The organism is Paenibacillus macerans (genome assembly GCF_900454495.1).
GTDB lineage: Bacteria > Bacillota > Bacilli > Paenibacillales > Paenibacillaceae > Fontibacillus > Fontibacillus macerans.
Genome location: NZ_UGSI01000001.1, coordinates 1,483,432 through 1,499,690 on the forward strand (window position 1 = coordinate 1,483,432; position 16,259 = coordinate 1,499,690).

At 54.7% G+C, this 16,259-nt stretch carries 17 protein-coding genes; 1 reads left to right on the top strand and 16 read right to left on the bottom strand.

What is annotated here, in order from left to right:
- Positions 1-16: 16 nt before the first annotated feature.
- From DYE26_RS06815 to DYE26_RS06830, 4 genes are all read right to left on the bottom strand, one after another.
- A complete protein-coding gene (locus tag DYE26_RS06815; protein ID WP_115311188.1) occupies positions 17-814 on the bottom strand; it encodes an HAD family hydrolase in 798 nt (265 codons plus the stop codon).
- Positions 815-868: 54 nt separating this feature from the next.
- Complete coding sequence (locus tag DYE26_RS06820) at positions 869-1,405, bottom strand: hypothetical protein (RefSeq protein ID WP_036623127.1); 537 nt, start codon at positions 1,403-1,405, stop codon at positions 869-871.
- Positions 1,406-1,418: 13 nt separating this feature from the next.
- Positions 1,419-1,592, bottom strand: a complete 174-nt coding sequence (locus DYE26_RS06825; protein ID WP_082207779.1) for a DUF896 domain-containing protein — start codon at positions 1,590-1,592, stop codon at positions 1,419-1,421.
- Between the two features lie 266 nt (positions 1,593-1,858).
- The gene (locus DYE26_RS06830; protein WP_227872762.1) at positions 1,859-2,143 is read right to left on the bottom strand and encodes a LysM peptidoglycan-binding domain-containing protein; all 285 of its coding nucleotides are present in this window, start codon (positions 2,141-2,143) and stop codon (positions 1,859-1,861) included.
- 491 nt (positions 2,144-2,634) lie between these two features.
- Between DYE26_RS06830 and lexA the strand changes: the two genes are divergently transcribed.
- Positions 2,635-3,261, top strand: coding sequence for a transcriptional repressor LexA (gene lexA, locus DYE26_RS06835; RefSeq protein ID WP_036623131.1), 627 nt, complete (start codon positions 2,635-2,637; stop codon positions 3,259-3,261).
- Between the two features lie 104 nt (positions 3,262-3,365).
- Here the strand turns inward: lexA and DYE26_RS33335 are convergent, their stop codons facing one another.
- From DYE26_RS33335 to DYE26_RS06890, 12 genes are all read right to left on the bottom strand, one after another.
- Positions 3,366-3,527 carry a hypothetical protein gene (locus DYE26_RS33335; protein WP_164815291.1) on the bottom strand — a complete coding sequence of 54 codons (162 nt, stop codon included), beginning with the start codon at positions 3,525-3,527 and terminating at the stop codon, positions 3,366-3,368.
- Between the two features lie 647 nt (positions 3,528-4,174).
- Complete coding sequence (glnA, locus tag DYE26_RS06840; protein ID WP_036623132.1) at positions 4,175-5,503, bottom strand: type I glutamate--ammonia ligase; 1,329 nt, start codon at positions 5,501-5,503, stop codon at positions 4,175-4,177.
- A 24-nt stretch (positions 5,504-5,527) separates the two neighbouring features.
- Complete coding sequence (locus DYE26_RS06845) at positions 5,528-5,938, bottom strand: MerR family transcriptional regulator (protein WP_036623134.1); 411 nt, start codon at positions 5,936-5,938, stop codon at positions 5,528-5,530.
- A gap of 84 nt (positions 5,939-6,022) precedes the next feature.
- Positions 6,023-7,276 carry a methionine gamma-lyase family protein gene (locus tag DYE26_RS06850; RefSeq protein WP_036623135.1) on the bottom strand — a complete coding sequence of 418 codons (1,254 nt, stop codon included), beginning with the start codon at positions 7,274-7,276 and terminating at the stop codon, positions 6,023-6,025.
- A gap of 18 nt (positions 7,277-7,294) precedes the next feature.
- Positions 7,295-8,617 (bottom strand): GTPase HflX, encoded by a 1,323-nt coding sequence (gene hflX, locus DYE26_RS06855; protein ID WP_051985452.1) that lies wholly within the window; start codon positions 8,615-8,617, stop codon positions 7,295-7,297.
- Between the two features lie 26 nt (positions 8,618-8,643).
- Positions 8,644-9,624, bottom strand: coding sequence for a stage V sporulation protein K (spoVK, locus tag DYE26_RS06860; RefSeq protein ID WP_036623137.1), 981 nt, complete (start codon positions 9,622-9,624; stop codon positions 8,644-8,646).
- Between the two features lie 285 nt (positions 9,625-9,909).
- Positions 9,910-10,590: a YdcF family protein gene (locus tag DYE26_RS06865; protein ID WP_051985453.1), complete on the bottom strand. Its 681-nt coding sequence runs from the start codon at positions 10,588-10,590 to the stop codon at positions 9,910-9,912.
- Between the two features lie 3 nt (positions 10,591-10,593).
- Positions 10,594-11,154 carry a ribonuclease FAU-1 family protein gene (locus DYE26_RS06870; RefSeq protein WP_036623139.1) on the bottom strand — a complete coding sequence of 187 codons (561 nt, stop codon included), beginning with the start codon at positions 11,152-11,154 and terminating at the stop codon, positions 10,594-10,596.
- A gap of 194 nt (positions 11,155-11,348) precedes the next feature.
- A complete protein-coding gene (locus DYE26_RS06875; RefSeq protein ID WP_036623140.1) occupies positions 11,349-14,036 on the bottom strand; it encodes a penicillin-binding protein 1A in 2,688 nt (895 codons plus the stop codon).
- A 212-nt stretch (positions 14,037-14,248) separates the two neighbouring features.
- Complete coding sequence (gene hfq, locus DYE26_RS06880; protein ID WP_036623142.1) at positions 14,249-14,488, bottom strand: RNA chaperone Hfq; 240 nt, start codon at positions 14,486-14,488, stop codon at positions 14,249-14,251.
- 24 nt (positions 14,489-14,512) lie between these two features.
- The gene (gene miaA, locus DYE26_RS06885; protein WP_036623143.1) at positions 14,513-15,487 is read right to left on the bottom strand and encodes a tRNA (adenosine(37)-N6)-dimethylallyltransferase MiaA; all 975 of its coding nucleotides are present in this window, start codon (positions 15,485-15,487) and stop codon (positions 14,513-14,515) included.
- Complete coding sequence (locus DYE26_RS06890; protein WP_036623145.1) at positions 15,474-16,256, bottom strand: class I SAM-dependent methyltransferase; 783 nt, start codon at positions 16,254-16,256, stop codon at positions 15,474-15,476. The genes miaA and DYE26_RS06890 overlap by 14 nt, the downstream gene beginning before the upstream one ends.
- Positions 16,257-16,259: the final 3 nt, after the last annotated feature.

The window sequence follows — 16,259 nt, forward strand, 5'->3', positions numbered from 1 at the left end:
ACGTTCGTACGCAAGCTTACGCCAATCGCGCGATAATTTCGTGCAGCTCGGACAAGTGCGAAATTTCGTAATCGGGCTTGATTTCGTCGCTAGGCTGTTTTCCGTCGCGATTGATCCATATGGCCGTCATGCCGACGCTGAGCGAGCCTTTGATATCGGTCGTCAGCTTGTCGCCAACCATAATCCCTTCGCCGGCATCGATCCCTAACCGTTCCAGCGCATGGCGGAAAATGGACGGATCGGGTTTGCCCTTGCCGAACTTGCCGGAAATGATGATCTCGTCAAAAAACGGCGCCAGCTCCGGCACGCCGTCGAGCTTCTCTTGCTGCAGGGCCGGGCAGCCGTTGGTCAGCAGCAGCAGCTTAACGGTTCCGTGAAGTTCCTTGAGCACTTGAAACGTTTCTTCGTAAACATGCGGACGGGCGCGGCGCTCTTTGGCGAACCGCTCCGCCAGTTCCTCGCCGAGCTGGTCGTTATCGACGCCGACGGCCAGCAACCCGCGCCGCCAGGACTCCTTGCGGTATACCGGGGCAAGCTGCTCCAGCTGGCGGAACTCCGGCTGCTCTCCGGCCGAAAACGTAGCCCATAGGCCTTCAAACGGATTAATCCCGATCATCTTCGTAAACGGATACGTTTCGTAAGACTCGTACAGTCCGCGTGCTTCCCGCCGCACCGCTTCCTCCAGCTCTTCCGGCTCGATTCCCGGAACCCGCTGCGCCGCGAACTCGCAGGCCGCGGCAAAAGCTTCCTTTACGCTGCGGTCATCCCACAGCAGCGTATCGTCCAAATCAAAACAAACAGCTTTAATCGTCATCGTTTCAACCTCGCTCCATGATCTCCCTATGGGGGCAAATGAACAACGCCTTCCTTATTCCTTGACCAGCTTCACGTGATGCGTGTTGGCATACAGTTCCAGCCGCGCGGCCATCGCCTCGGTGTCAAAGCGGTTGCGCGTCCGGTAAAATACCCATTTTGCATCCCGGATTTTCGGCTCAATTACGATTTTGTTCCGGCTTACGATGATTTTGCTGATATTTCCGGCATCCAGAGATTTGTCCCGGTTAAATTTCGAGGTGTAGAGCCAGCTTTTGTTGATGCGCAAATACGGCTTGCGGAGAAATATGGCGAGCGCCAGCACGGCGTAAAGGATGATCGTAATCCAATACATCATCGTATTCACCTCGGCCGAATTCCCGATGATGCCGACGCTGGCATAGAGCAGAGCCAACAAGAACAGCACGATCGGCAAAATAAAGTTGCGCCCTTTGAAGACGTCGCCTTCCCCGTTAGGTCCCAAGACGCTTCTCGCGTTTCTTCCGCCCTGCCCGCTCCCCAAATTCGGGCCCTTTCCTTTTTTCTGCATCCGGAGCTGATTCCGCTCCACTTTCCGGTCAAACGAAGCCATGCATGTTCCTCCCCTATTTATCTACAATCTCGATCGATTCGAGTTGCCGGCGAAAATTTCTGCGGACATTCTCCAGGTATGTTTCGCGAAGCTGGGCTCTTTCCAGCATCTCGTCCTGCGTTAAACCTTCCGTTTTATGCTTGCGGGCCAGTTCGTTAATCCGCTTTACCAAAGCATCGATGTCCATATCTTCCTCCTGGATTCATTTACTATGCGCTCCGATGATTCCGGTTTAGCCGCACTTTGGCGGAACAAGCATCATGCAGGGCATTAATTCTTACTTTGACATGAGAAAAAGAGCTTGTCAAGGCGGCGGAAATCACTCCAGAACGCCAATGGCAAGCCCCTTTAGTTTATAGAAATGGTTTAAAAAGTCCGCTTTGACGACAGCCCCTTATAAACACGCGCTAACATATATAAGAAAATAACGATTTCCGTATGTTGTACGTATTGTCATTCCAAAGGAATGAACAAAATATCCCCCGCCTTAATCTCGCTAGAGTTCAACCCGTTGACGCGAATCAACTTCTTGATGTAGACGCGCGTGTCCGATCCTTGCGGCTTATGTTCAACCGCGATTTCCCACAATGTATCCCCGGGCAGAACAACGACTTGCTCAAGCTCCCGCTCCGGACGGCCGGAATCGGAGGAGGCGGCAAATGCCGTTACCACGCCCGTACAAGTAAGGCTCAGCACCAGAAGAAAAACGGCAACCTTGGCGAGGCTGTGACGAAACATCGAAATATGTAGTCTTCTCTTTGCGGGACGAGTAAAAGAAGGTTGGTCATAGATGCTTCTATAGGTAGTGTATCTTGGCATAAATTCATCACTCCAAACAAGCGTTCTTATTAATGCCATTACTATAACACGAACATTTGTTTGATTCAACACTTTTTTCGAACAATTGTTCCCTTTTTTCTTTAGTGCGAGTTTAAAAAGTCAGTTATTCAGCACCGAGAAAGTTGGTTGAAGCCGTGGACGTTAGGAGCTTAGCGTTCGTTTTGGGTACGTGAACACCTGAATGCTTCCTTAGGAACATGCTTCGGAAGCATATGCTAGAGCCCGGCTGAATTCAAGATTCGACGTCGAAACCGCTTCATAATCCGCTTCGTGATCAAAAGATTACTTTTTGATTTCTTTTTAAAGTTTACTTTTAGAACTAATGTTTGTGCGAACGGAAGTTCTGTGTTATAATTTTTCCAAACGTTACTAAATGGGGTTGATCCGATATGTCAAAGATATCCAGCCGGCAACAGGCCATTCTGGAATTTATCCGCAATGAAGTTCGCGCCAAGGGATACCCTCCCTCTGTCCGGGAGATTGGGGAAGCTGTAGGACTTGCCTCCAGCTCTACGGTTCACGGCCATTTGGACCGGTTGGAGAAGAAGGGGCTGATCCGCCGCGATCCGACCAAGCCGCGTGCCATCGAGCTGTTGAATCAGGAAGAATCCGAGAGTTTCAATAACTTCGCTCAAACCGTCGCACGCGTTCCCGTCGTGGGCAAAGTCACGGCCGGTGTTCCGATTACCGCCACGGAGAACATCGAAGATTACTTTCCGCTGCCGGATCATTACACAAGAGACGGAGAAATCTTCATGCTCTCCGTAGTTGGGGACAGCATGATCGAAGCCGGCATACATAATGGAGATTACGTGATTGTCCGCCAGCAGCAGACAGCGAACAACGGGGATATCGTGGTTGCGATGACCGAAGACGACGAGGCGACGGTCAAAACCTTTTACAAGGAGAAGGACCATATTCGTCTGCAGCCGGAAAATCCGACCATGGAGCCGCTGCGTCTGAAGCACGTGACCATCCTCGGTAAAGTGGTGGGCTTGTTCCGGGATCTGAACTGATTCATTTTACGGCAATGAAAAAAGGACGAAGCAGAACAGTCTGCAGCGTCCTTTTTTCCACTTGAAATTTTCATCGGAAAAGGGATGATGCACCCCTCCGTCCGCTAGTCCCAATCCAAATCCGGGAAATAAGGCATCGTTCCGTAGCCGGATTTTCCCCGTCTGCCTCGCATTCCCCATCCAAACCCGAATCCCGCCCGTTCGGAAACCCACCACTGTTTCAAACGATACCGGCGCCGCTGATATCTTTTGAGTGCGGTAACCATTTCATTCAACCTCCTTATATCTATAAGGTATCCAATCGCTGAATAAAAAACGGCATAATTACAGTTTCCAAAATATTCTAGTCCAATAAACGGACTCGCCAGGCCGGTTGATGGAAAAAGTATGAACTGCATAAGATTATTTTTTATCTTAACCCGTTGCGCTGAGCCTTCCAGTGTGATGGTACTTGGATCGAAGGAGGATCTCCGGTCCGGCTCTAACAACATAAGGACAAAAAACGTCGTTATTCCGGCGAAGTCCGTCAATTTGAGAGAAAGAGAGACAATTTATGCCGCTATTTTCCCCCGCCCTCGAGAAAATGCTGCATTCCGGACGGTTCACAGGTCAATAAGAACAAAAAATGCCGCTAATGGGGATAAATATGCCTGGGTCCGGATGATAAGTACATAAAGTGCCGCTATTTTGAAGGTCAACGGTGTATCGTTCCACCCGACGGTTAGCCGTACCATCCAACAGGTTGGTCATTCTACTCGACAGGTCAGCCGTTCCACCCGACAGGTTAGCCGTTCATCCGGCGCAAAGTCGTTCCAGCAGCAGGCTGTTAAGCGTCGATATCCTAGGCTGAGCCCATTATTGCCCGCAAAAAACAAAAATCCCCTGAGGCCAACGGCCCCAAGGGATTCCTCAATTAATACAGCGTCATGTACTGATCGCGTTCCCACGGATGTACTTGCGTGCGGAAAATATCCCATTCGATTTCCTTCAACTCGTAGAAATGGGTCAAGGCGTGATCGCCAAGCGCCTCGGAAATGATTTCGCTGCGGAGCAGCTCGCCAAGCGCTTCCTTCAGATCGGCCGGCAGGCTTGGAATGCCTTCTTCGACGCGCTCTTCCTCGGACATCACATAGATATTGCGATCGACCGGTTCCACCAGCGGAAGCTCCTTCTTGATGCCATCCAGGCCCGCTTTGAGCATCACGGCAAGCGCCAGGTAAGGATTGGCCGCCGGGTCAGGGTTCCGCACCTCGACCCGGGTGCTGAGGCCGCGGGAAGCCGGAATCCGGATCATCGGGCTGCGGTTGCTGGAAGACCAGGCCACATAACACGGCGCTTCATAACCCGGAACAAGGCGTTTGTATGAGTTGACCGTCGGGTTCGTGATCGCCGCGAACGCGCGGGCGTGCTTCAGAATGCCGGCCATGTAATGACGGGCTTCCTTGCTCAGGCCAAGCGGATCGCTTTCCTCATAAAACGCGTTCGTATCCCCTCTAAACAGCGATTGGTGGCAGTGCATCCCCGAGCCGTTGACGCCGAACAGCGGCTTCGGCATAAACGTGGCATGCAGGCCGTGCTGACGCGCGATCGTTTTGACGACCAGTTTGAACGTCTGAATCTGGTCGGCCGCTTTGACCGCATCCGCATATTTGAAGTCGATTTCGTGCTGGCCTGGAGCCACTTCATGGTGAGAAGCTTCGATCTCAAAGCCCATCTCTTCCAGCGTCAGCACGATTTCGCGGCGGCAGTTCTCGCCAAGGTCCGTCGGCGCCAGGTCGAAGTAGCCGCCTTGGTCATTGAGTTCCGTCGTCGGATTGCCTTTGTCATCGGTTTTGAACAGGAAAAATTCCGGTTCCGGACCAACGTTCATCGAGGTGTAGCCCATTTCCTCCGCTTCCTTCAGCACGCGCTTCAAAATGGCCCGCGGATCTCCGGCAAACGGCGTGCCATCCGGCATATACACGTCGCAAATCAGGCGGGCAACGCGATCTTCAGTCACCCAAGGGAAAACCACCCAGGTATCCAGATCCGGGTAGAGGTACATGTCAGATTCTTCGATACGAACGTAACCTTCGATGGAAGAGCCGTCAAACATCATCTTGTTGTCGAGCGCTTTTTCCAACTGGCTGACCGGAATTTCCACGTTTTTGATCGTACCGAGCAAGTCGGTAAACTGCAGGCGGATAAAACGTACATTTTCCTCTTTGGCAATGCGCAAAATATCTTCTTTGGTGTAACTCATGAATTACCTCTCCCAACATTTAGATTATTTTTTGAAAAAGCGGGACAGCTCGCCTTGGATCAGGGAAACCTGATTCGGCTTGCTCCCGGTGACCAACTGCTGCTTCAGCATGCGGTAAAGCTGAGAATCGGTCATTTCTTTCCGCTTCTCTTCCGTGTCCTTCGTGATCACCGTCGCCTCCTGGGATTCACGTGACATCGGATTCATCACCTGCTTGATGCCGGCGATATTAACGCCTTTATCAATGAGACCTTTAATCTCCAGCAGCCGCTCGACATCATTAAAAGAGAACATACGCTGGTTTCCCGAAGTGCGCGCAGGCACAATCAACTCATGCTGTTCATAATATCTGATTTGTCTTGCCGTCAAATCCGTGAGCTTCATTACGATACCGATAGGAAATAAGGCCATATTTCTGCGAATTTCGTCACTCATCGCTCTCAACCTTCCAGTTATATAATCTCTTGACCTTATCATATGTGAGTTATCCTAACATGTCAATAGATATGTTAGGATAACTCACAACAAGTTGCGGTCTTTCATCGTCTGGAGGGCGGTAAGCAACCCGAATTTCACGTGAGAATAAGTTAATCCGCCCTGCATGTATGCGATATAAGGGGCGCGTATCGGCGCGTCGGCGGACAATTCCAGGCTTCCTCCCTGAATGAAGGTGCCGGCGGCCATAATCACGGGATGCTCGTAGCCCGGCATATCCCAAGGCTCCGGCACGACATGACCGTCCACCGCGGCCGCCTTTTGAATGCCTTGCACGAAAGCGATCAATTGCTCCGGACCGCTGAAGGAAATCGCCTGGATCAAATCCGTCCGCCGCTCGTTCCACCCCGGCCGGCTTTCGAAGCCGGCCCGCTCGAATACCGCCGCCGCCAGGACGCTGCCTTTGACCGCTTGTCCCACGATGGTCGGCGCCAGGAACAGCCCCTGGTATATGCCGCGGGTCGTCCCCAGCATCGCCCCGACTTCCCCGCCGATTCCCGGCGCCGTCAGACGATAGGATGCGAGCTTCACGAGGTCTTCGCGCCCGCAGATATATCCCCCGGTTTCAGCCAGGCCGCCGCCGGGATTTTTGATCAAAGAGCCGGCGATCAGATCGGCGCCGACCGAGGTCGGCTCCCGTTCTTCGGTAAATTCGCCGTAGCAATTGTCGACGAACACGATCGCCTCCGGTTTGAGCGCTTTAACCTCGCGCACCATCTCCCCGATTTGTTCGACGGTAAAGGAATCGCGCCAATCGTATCCCCGCGAACGCTGGATGCCGATCACCCTCGTCCTATCGGTAATTTTCCCTCTCACCGCCTTCCAATCGATTGTGCCGTCGGCAGTTAGCTCCGCCTCGTTATAGGCGATTCCGAAGTCCTGCAGCGAGCCGCTGCCGTCTCCCGGCTTACCTATCACTTTATGTAGTGTATCATAAGGACGGCCCGTGATATAGAGCAGTTCGTCCCCGGGACGTAAGACACCGAACAATGCCGTTGCGATCGTATGCGTTCCGGAAGCGAAATGAGGGCGGACGAGCGCCGCCTCCGCGCCGAATACGTCAGCGTACACGAGATCCAGCACCTCGCGTCCGCGGTCATTGTAGGCGTATCCGGTCGATCCGGAAAAATGGTAATCGCTCACCTGGTGCCGCTGAAACGCTTCGATGACTTTCCACGAGTTGTGATCGACGATTTCGTCGATCTCCCGAAACCTCCCCTCCGCCTTACGCTCGGCCGCTTTTAGCCAATTTACGATCTCATCCGAAAATACCGCCATCTTGTTGTTCTCTCTCCCTTATCTCGATTCGTTCGTTTCTTCATGGACGTCAGGCTTTTGAACCGCAAAAGGAGCGAGCTGATACCCGTATTTCGCAAAATCCGCCTGGTTTACGTTCACATCGTAAATCATGTCCGCCTCATCCATTTGCTGATTCACCACATCGCCGATCCGGTACAAAACGGAGGCGAGATCGCCCCGCTCCGCCGGAATCCGAAACGATTTGGTTCCGCCGGACAACCTGCGCTGCACCGCTTCGCGGATCGCGGCGAGGTCCCGTTCATCGTAAGCGCTGATCTTTAAGTACCCTTCGCCGGAGGGCAGCATCTGCAAGCCATCGGGCCGGCAAAGATCGATTTTGTTGAACAGAACGATCTGAGGTTTTCCCCCCGCCCCCAGCTCGGTTAAAATCCGCCCCACGACCGCCATCTGCTCCTGACGCATCGGCGACGACGCGTCGACGACGTGAAGGATCAAGTCCGCCTCGTTCACTTCCTCCAGCGTCGCGCGGAAAGCGGCCACCAAATCATGCGGCAGGTTTTGAATGAATCCGACCGTATCGGTCAGCACCACCTCTTTGCCGCCGGGCAGCGGCAATAGTCGCGTCGTCGGATCAAGCGTGGCGAACAGTTGGTTCTCCACGTACACGTCCGCGTTCGTAAGCTGCCTCAGCAGCGTGGATTTGCCGGCGTTCGTATAGCCTACCAGCGCCACCTGCACGACCCCGGTCTCCTTGCGGCGGGCCCGATGCAGCCGGCGGTGCCGCGTCACCTCTTCCAATTGACGCTTCAGCTCGCCGATGCGGCGCCGGATATGGCGGCGGTCCATCTCCAGCTTGCTTTCCCCCGGTCCCCGCGTGCCGATGCCGCCGCCGAGCCGGGACAGGTTTTTGCCGTGGCCGGACAGCCGCGGCAGCAGATAGGTCAGCTGAGCCAGCTCCACCTGAATGATCCCTTCCCGCGTTTTGGCCCGCTGGGCAAAAATATCAAGGATCGGCTGCGTGCGGTCGATAATTTTGGCGTCCAGCATCTCCTCCAGATTACGCACCTGCGCCCCGGACAGCTCCTGGTCGAAGATCGCCGTATTCGCTCTCAGGCGGTCCATGAGCTCCCTCAGCTCCAGCACCTTGCCTTTACCGATAAGCCAGCGCGGATCCGGTTTGTCGCGGTTTTGCACCGCCGTCTCCGCCACCTCCACGCCCGCCGTCTCCGCCAGCCGGACCAATTCGTCCAAAGAATAGGACGGATCGATCCCGGATTGCTTCGTCTCCGGGGTAATCAAGCTAACGAGAACGGCGATATCCTGAATTTTGTCGTTGGTCTCATGTAATGATTTGGCCATAAACCACTGCTCCTTATATCAACCGGTTATCCCTTTTTCTCCAGCTTTAGATCCTCCGTCCTGAGCGTCATCAGCTCCAGTTTGCCCGGGGAGCCGCCGCCGTATTGGTTCAGCAGCCGGACGGCCTGCTGGCGGATCGAACGTTCGATCACGTTGCGGACGTAGCGGGCGTTGCTGAACAGATGTTCGCTTTCGCATTTTTCCTTAAGCAAATGCTGCTTTAGTTTGAGTATCGCCTGGGGCATCAGGATATAATCCCTTTCTTTGGCCATCGCTTCGGCGATCTGTATCAACTGGTCGATCGTATAGTCCGGAAAATCCATCTGGATCGGAAACCGGGACGGCAGCCCCGGATTCGTTGACAGGAAAAAGTCCATTTCATCGGAATAGCCGGCCAGGATGAGAATGAACTGGTTCTTCTGGTCCTCCATCGCTTTGACCAGCGTATCGATCGCTTCCTTGCCGAAGTCTTTCTCCCCGCCCCGCGCCAGGCTGTAGGCTTCGTCGATGAACAAAATGCCGCCCAGCGCTTTTTTGACCAGATCGCGCGTTTTTTGCGCCGTATGGCCGATATATTCGCCGACCAGGTCGGCCCGCTCCACCTCGATCAAATGCCCTTTGCTCAGCACGCCCATCCGTTGAAACATCTTGGCCACGATGCGCGCCACCGTCGTTTTGCCGGTGCCCGGATTGCCCTTGAAAATCATATGATATACCTGCGGCCCCGACAGCAGGCCCGCTTCCGAACGCATGGAAGCGATCTGTAAAAACGCGAAAATTTCGTACATGAACTCCTTAATATGATCCAACCCGATCAGGTGATCCAATTCCTTTTGAATTTCCACGAACAGCCCTTGCTGCGGCAAAGCTTTGGCGGCCGGGCCCGGTTCGCTTTCGGGAACGCTCTGCGAGACGACCGGCGGCTCGGCGCTGCGTAAAATGACGTTGATTTGCCGGGACGGTCTCTCATCCGAAGAGCCGCTTCTGGCTATAACACGCCCAGACACAGGGACATCACCTCTTTTATAAAGGTAATCAAAAATTCGTCTTTCCATCACGAAGAAACTCAAGCGGTCTATTCGACGTCGAACCTTGAATTCAGCCGGGATTTCCGTTGCTCACGTAGGCGTGCCTACGCTCCGCCGCTCAATCCCTACGCTTCATCCAACCTTTCGGTGCTAGAAACCCGGATTTTTGATCTTAATTTAAAGGGGCAGGTTGAAAAAAGGCAGCCTTTTTCGAAGCACACTTTTAAATGTATTCTCTCTCCCTGTCCGTTATTAGAAGTTTTGTCACCCTCGGCCCAAAGCGAGCGCCAGCTGATCCATTTTCCATTTCGTATAAGCCAAAATCTCCCGTACCGTATTGGGAATCGGTTTAAGCACCGCGGATTTCTTCAACGACAGCTTCGGGTCATGATAGCCAAACGCCTCGGCGATTTCCAGCGCCCGGTTCCCGTGATACGTATGCGTAATAATGAGAGCGGAATCGTACCCGCGCTCCTCCATGATCGCCTGGCTGAATTTCAGGTTTTCGAACGTGCTGGTCGCCTCGTTTTCAAGCAGGATTTTTTCCCGCGGGATGCCGCTGCGTTCCAGATAATTCGCCATGCCCTCCGCTTCGGTGTATTTGGAGTTGGCCGTATCCCTGCCGCCGGTCAGCAAAAACAGCTTAAACTTCCCCTCCTTATAATCCTGAATGCTCTGCTCCAGCCGCTCCCGCAGCCCCGGGCTCGGTTCGTCCCCCCACAGAGAAGCTCCCAGCACGATGCCGACATCGGCCGGTTCGGAGCGGCTGGCGCTCACGGCCGGATTTCGCTCGATGCTGCCGATCTGGGCCAGCACATAAAGCACCCAGGCCAGTCCCAGCGCGCACAATACGAGGCCCCAGCGAATCAACTTTCCCCGTATCCCCCGTTTTTTCCGTACCGGTTCGCCAAAAGTCAACGTTGTTCTTTTCTTGGCAAAAAGCATGTCTCAACCTCCATCGGGATGCGAATCCGCGTTCATAAACCCGCTGCGGTAATGCTCAAGCGACAACTGAAAAAGCGGAAAGCGCTGCTTGTTAATGGCATGAAGCAGTTCATGGGCCGTCTCTGCTGCCAGATCATAATCTTTTACCGTAATAAGGCCGCTTGTAAGCGCGTCGTCAAGTTCATCCTGATCGAGCAAAAACACTTCTCCGGTCTTTAACACGACGATATCCAAATACAAATCGTCAAACCAGGGCACGCCCTGATCCGTAATCCCCTGCGTTTTGCAAATATCGATATACCATTCCACGATTTCCCCTTGGTCATCGAACATCGCCGTGACGACGTAATGGGCCCCTTTCGGGTAGTACTGCAGCCAGGTAAACCCTTTGTCGGCAATGCGAAACGTGTGTCCTCCATAGGTTTTCCACAGCGGATCGCGAAGATCTTGAATCGTATACAACGTCACATGCCCCGTGAAGACATCGTTTTGTACAAACTTGGATTTGAACTGACGCTGGGTTATGCGGCGCCAGTTCGCGCGGTCTCCGAATTTTCGCTTCATAGATTATAGCCCTTTCACCAACAATGTACTATCACTTTACCATATTTGAAAAAGAGTCACAAAACAGCCGCAACAAACGGGAAAAGACCCCCGGACGCTAAACGCGCCGCTCTGGAGGTCTTTGCCTTGCGGGTGGTTGGCCCGCGGGTTCGCGTGCCATATAGATCGATCGGCGCTTTCGGGAATTCGGCAGGTTAGCCTCCCGTCCCCTGAATCGCTTCATTCGCACCAGCCGGTGCGTTCAGCCCGTTCCCTGAATCGGTTTGGCCGTTATTTCCATCGGCGGGTGGCGCGGACGTATCCGCATTTCCTTCGCCTAAGCCGCCGTCAGGAGGAACCACGGTGCCGGGATTCGAGACGCCCCCGTCTCCGTTCCCGCTTCCGTTTCCGGGGTTGCCGTTGCCATTACCGTTGCCATTACCGTTGCCATTGCCATTGCCTTGGCCATTCCCTAGGCCATTTCCGTTGCCTTGGCCATTTCCGTTGCCGTTCCCCTGGCCGTCTCCCGAGCCATCCCCGTTTCCGGGCGGGAAACCTTGATTTCCGCTGCCGTCGTCAATTTGCCCATCCCCCGGCAATCCCTGGTTGCCATCACCGTCTGCGCCCGGATCGGGCAGATCGTCCATCGGATCTTCGCCCGCTTCGATCAACACCTGGGCATTGTTCGATGGATCGCTTTCCGCGTCGTTGACGGGGTCGTAAGCCGTAACACGGTAGATATAACCCGTTCCCGGGGTAATGCTGATGTCTTCCGTTTCCGTAGCGCTGGAATCCATAATATGCGTGAAATCCGTTTCCGAAGCTTCACGGCGGTAAATCCGGTAAACCGCACCGGCTTGTTCCACGCCTTTCCAGCTAAGCGCAACCGTACCGGTATCCGCGTTATAGACCGCGCTGAGTTCGGACGGCGCCGCCGTCTTCGGTTCCTCTTGCGCCGGCGGCTTCAGGTTGGCCGGTATCGGGAAATCCTTGACCGGCACGCCGGCCAGCGCCTCTTTCATCACCGCCGCGAACAGCGCCGCGGTCTGGCCGCTGCTTCCGTTCAGCAGATGGTCTTTATCCGCATTGTCATAGCCCATCCAGATCGCGGCCGTCCACTCCGGCGTGTAGCCGACGAACCACACGTCGCGGTTTTTGCTGCTTCGCAGGCCCGGGATGCCGTGCTGCGTCGTCCCCGTTTTCCCGGCAACCGGACGGTCGATTTTTGCCCGCCGGCCCGTCCCTTCATTGACGACGTTTTCCATCATTTTCGTCATATAGTAGGCCGTGCGTTCGCTGATTACCCTTTTCGGTTTCGGCGGGTTGTATTTATATTTAACTACCCCGTTATGATCGACAATCTGCTTAATCGAATACGGAGGGTTGTATTCCCCGCCGTTGGCAAACACGCTGAACGCCCCCGCCATTTCCAGCGTGTTCGTCCCGTAGGTCAAACCGCCAAGCGCGATCGCCAGGTTGCGGTCGTTTTTGTCCATCGTGATGCCCATTTCCTGCGCGTATTTCACGCCTGTGCCGGCCCCGACCTCATTCAGCAGCCACACGGCCGGAATGTTCTCCGATTTCGTCAGCGCGGTCGTCAGGTTGATCGTGTTCGAATAGCCGTGCAGATTCGTCGGACAATAATCGCCGAAGCACTGCTTATTGTTCGGGATCTGCGAATCCGGCGTAAATTTGCCTGATTCGAGCGCCGGCGCATAGGACACGATCGGCTTAAACGCCGAACCCGGCTGTCTGCGGCTGTTCAGGCGGCTGTAGCCTTTGCGCTGGTAATCCCGGCCGCCAAGCAGAGCGACGAGGCTGCCGTTCTCATGGTTCATGATGACGATCGAACCCTGAACCTGTTTATCGTCCTTGCTTTTTTCGAAATAATCGTCGTTGGCGAACGCCTTCTCCACCGCTTTTTGCGCCTGGGCGTCCATCGTCGTGTAAATTTTGTAGCCGCCGCGGTTCAGCTCGTCTTCGGTGAGGCCAAACTTCTCCTCGGCTTCCTCGACCACATAGTCTTTAAAGGCGAGGTAGCTTTGGTTGCTGGCCGGCGGTTCGTAGTCGTAAACCACCTTTTTCGCCTCGTCCCGCTCCTCGGCGGTAATGTACCCTTCCTGATACATCAGGTCGAGAACGACGCCGCGGCGCTCTTGCGAAAGCTCCGGATTCCGCAGCGGGTTATATTTGGACGGCCCTTTGGGCATAGCCGCCAGTGTAGCCATTTGCCACAGCTTCAGGTCGTTCAAATTCGATTTGCCGAAATAGCGAATGGAAGCCGCTTTAATTCCGTACACCGTTCCGCCGAAATTAATCCGATTAAGATAAAGCGTTAAAATTTCATCTTTTGTTTTGTGGCGTTCCAGCGCCATCGCAATCGACATCTCCGTCGCTTTGCGGAAAAACGTTTTGTCCGCGCTGAGGAAAATGTTTTTGGCGAGCTGCTGCGTAATCGTACTTCCGCCTTCCACCAGGGAACGGGCCACGACATCCTTTACCGCCGCTCTGCCGATCGACCAAAGATCGACGCCGTTATGCTCGAAAAACCGCCGGTCTTCCGTGGCGACAAACGCTTTTTTGAGCAGGTCCGGGATTTCGTCTGCGTCAACAGGCTCGCTTTTGTCGATCGAGAGCTCCCCCATCAACGCGCCGTTACGGTCGTATACCTTGGTTGTTTCGTAGACCGTCAGCTTGTCCCCGTTTTCCATGAGGATCTTTTCGCCGCTGACCGTAATGTACATATAACCCGCAATCGCGCAGAAAACCGCGAACGCGATCGTGAAAAACGAAGTCCACAGCAGTTTCTTTACGGTCAGTTTTTTCTTTTTGCGCGCCTTCGGCGCCTTTCCTTTTTTCCCCGATTTATTGCTTCGTTCCAGTCTTGGATTTTGGCTGGACATGGTTTCTCTGACCCCCTTTTACCTCTCCGTTAAAGGTTCGGCCTCCGCCCTCATACCCCGGCGGCAGCGCCGCAGCGAGGCGGTTGAACCCGCTCCCGGTGAATCCGGAGCGCCCAAAAATGCCCGGAACGAAAAGAACAACCTGGGTCAGGTTGCTCTCTCCTTTTCCTATACCTTTAACGTATTGAAATCAAAAAAGTTTCACTATCGCTTTAGCCCTCGTTCTGCGTTTCCTGCATCAGCGACACGTTGCGCTGCGGCTGGAACGTGGAAATCGCGTGCTTGTACACCATTTGCTGGCGTCCGTCGCTGTCGATGACGATCGTGAAGTTGTCAAAGGCTTTGATCGTTCCCCTGATCTGAAATCCGTTCGTCAGAAATACCGTCACCGGTATGCTTTCTTTGCGAAGCTGGTTCAGAAATGTATCCTGGATATTAATGGTCTTGTTCATAGCCGTACCCCCAATAGGAATCAATTAGTGTTTTGAATTATATTCAAGATCAGCGGGAAACTTTCCTGCTATTATAGCATGGGCCGCCGCCAAAATCCCGGAAAAATTTTCGCCGCTCCCCGCATCGATCCAGGCGATCTCCTTCATATGCCTGAACCAGGAGAGCTGCCTCTTGGCGAAACGCCGCGTATCCCTCTTTAATTTCTCCACGGCTTCCGGCAGCGGAACGCCGTCCTCCAGGTGTTCGGCGATTTCCTTGTAGCCAAGCCCCTGCATGGACACGAGTTCCCGGGAATAACCCTGACGAAGCAGGCGGCGCACCTCATCCACAAGACCAAGCCGCAGCATTTCGTCAATTCTCCGTTCAATACGGTTATAAAGCATTTGCCGGTCCATTGTCAAACCGATGACGCACAAATCGTACGGGGACTCCTTGATTTGTTTGTCCAATTGCTCCGATAGAGTCGTTCCCGTCAGATGGTGGATTTCCATGGCGCGAATCACCCGCCGCACATCGTTCGGATGCAAACGGGCGGCGGATCTGGGATCGATGGCCGCCAGCTTGGCGTGCAGCGCCTCCGCGCCGTGTTCTTCGGCGTACGCCAGCTCCGCGGCGCGGAACGCCTCGTCGGCCCCGGCTTCCGTAAATTGGAATTCATAGCAGACGGATTCGATATACAGCCCCGTCCCCCCGACGATAAAAGGCAAATGCCCGCGGCTTTCGATCTCCGGAATCAGCTTGCGGCACCACTCCTGAAATTGGGCGACGGAAAAAGGTTCGTCCGGCTCCAGCACGTCGATCAAATGATGGGGGACGCCCTCCATCTCCGCCGGAGCGATTTTGGCCGTGCCGATGTCCATGCCCCGGTACACCTGCATCGAATCGCCGGAAATCACTTCGCAGGAAAACGCTTTGGCGATTTCGACGCTAAGCTTCGTTTTGCCCACCGCCGTCGGACCGACGAGCACGAGCAGCCGCGGTTTCTTATTTATGGTCAAGCGCGATCACTCCGTAAGCTATTTTGGTATGGGCGCGGGCGCTCGTCTCGAAGCCAAGCCGGGCAAATTCGCCGCTCCCTTTTTGTTCCTTCATGACGACCGTTTTCCGGGCGACCCGGCACGCTTCCCGCAACGCCTCCGCGCTGAGGCTGCCCGCGTTGGCAAAGGTTCTCAGCGGCGAAATCGAGGAAGAATCCTCGAGCGGATGCCGGAACATCGGATCGAAATAAACGATGTCCGCGCTTTTGTCGGGCATGCCGCGCAAAACCTCCAAATGGTTCCCATGCACCGTTTCGATGCGCCGCAAAGCGGCGTCAAACTCCGGCAACCCGGAAACATAGTGCTTCAGCCCCTCCTGCAGCAGCGCCCAGAGCGGAAACGAATCCTCCAGCGCCAGCACCCGTCCCCCGGGGCCGGCGGCAACGGCGAAAACGCTCGCGTCGGAGCCGAGACCGGCCGTGCCGTCGATGACGAAGTCGCCGGGGGCGGCGCGGGCCGCCTCCAGCATGGCGTCGCTTTCGCCTTTAAGCAGCCGCTTGGCGCGGACGAAACCCATGCTGGGGTGGAACGTCAGCGGCTCTTGCCCGGCCCGGTGCAAACGAACCCCCTGCTCCATAACGACCAGAATGTCGCCGTCTCCGTAACGCTCGGCCAGCTTGGCCAGCGAGGTCCGGCCGCGCGGAACGCGGGTTGCCCCGGTCAGTGCCGCCAGGTTTTGAGCCCGCTCAAGCACGGCGGGAGTCTCGCGGTCTCCCGTAGTAATTAACATGAT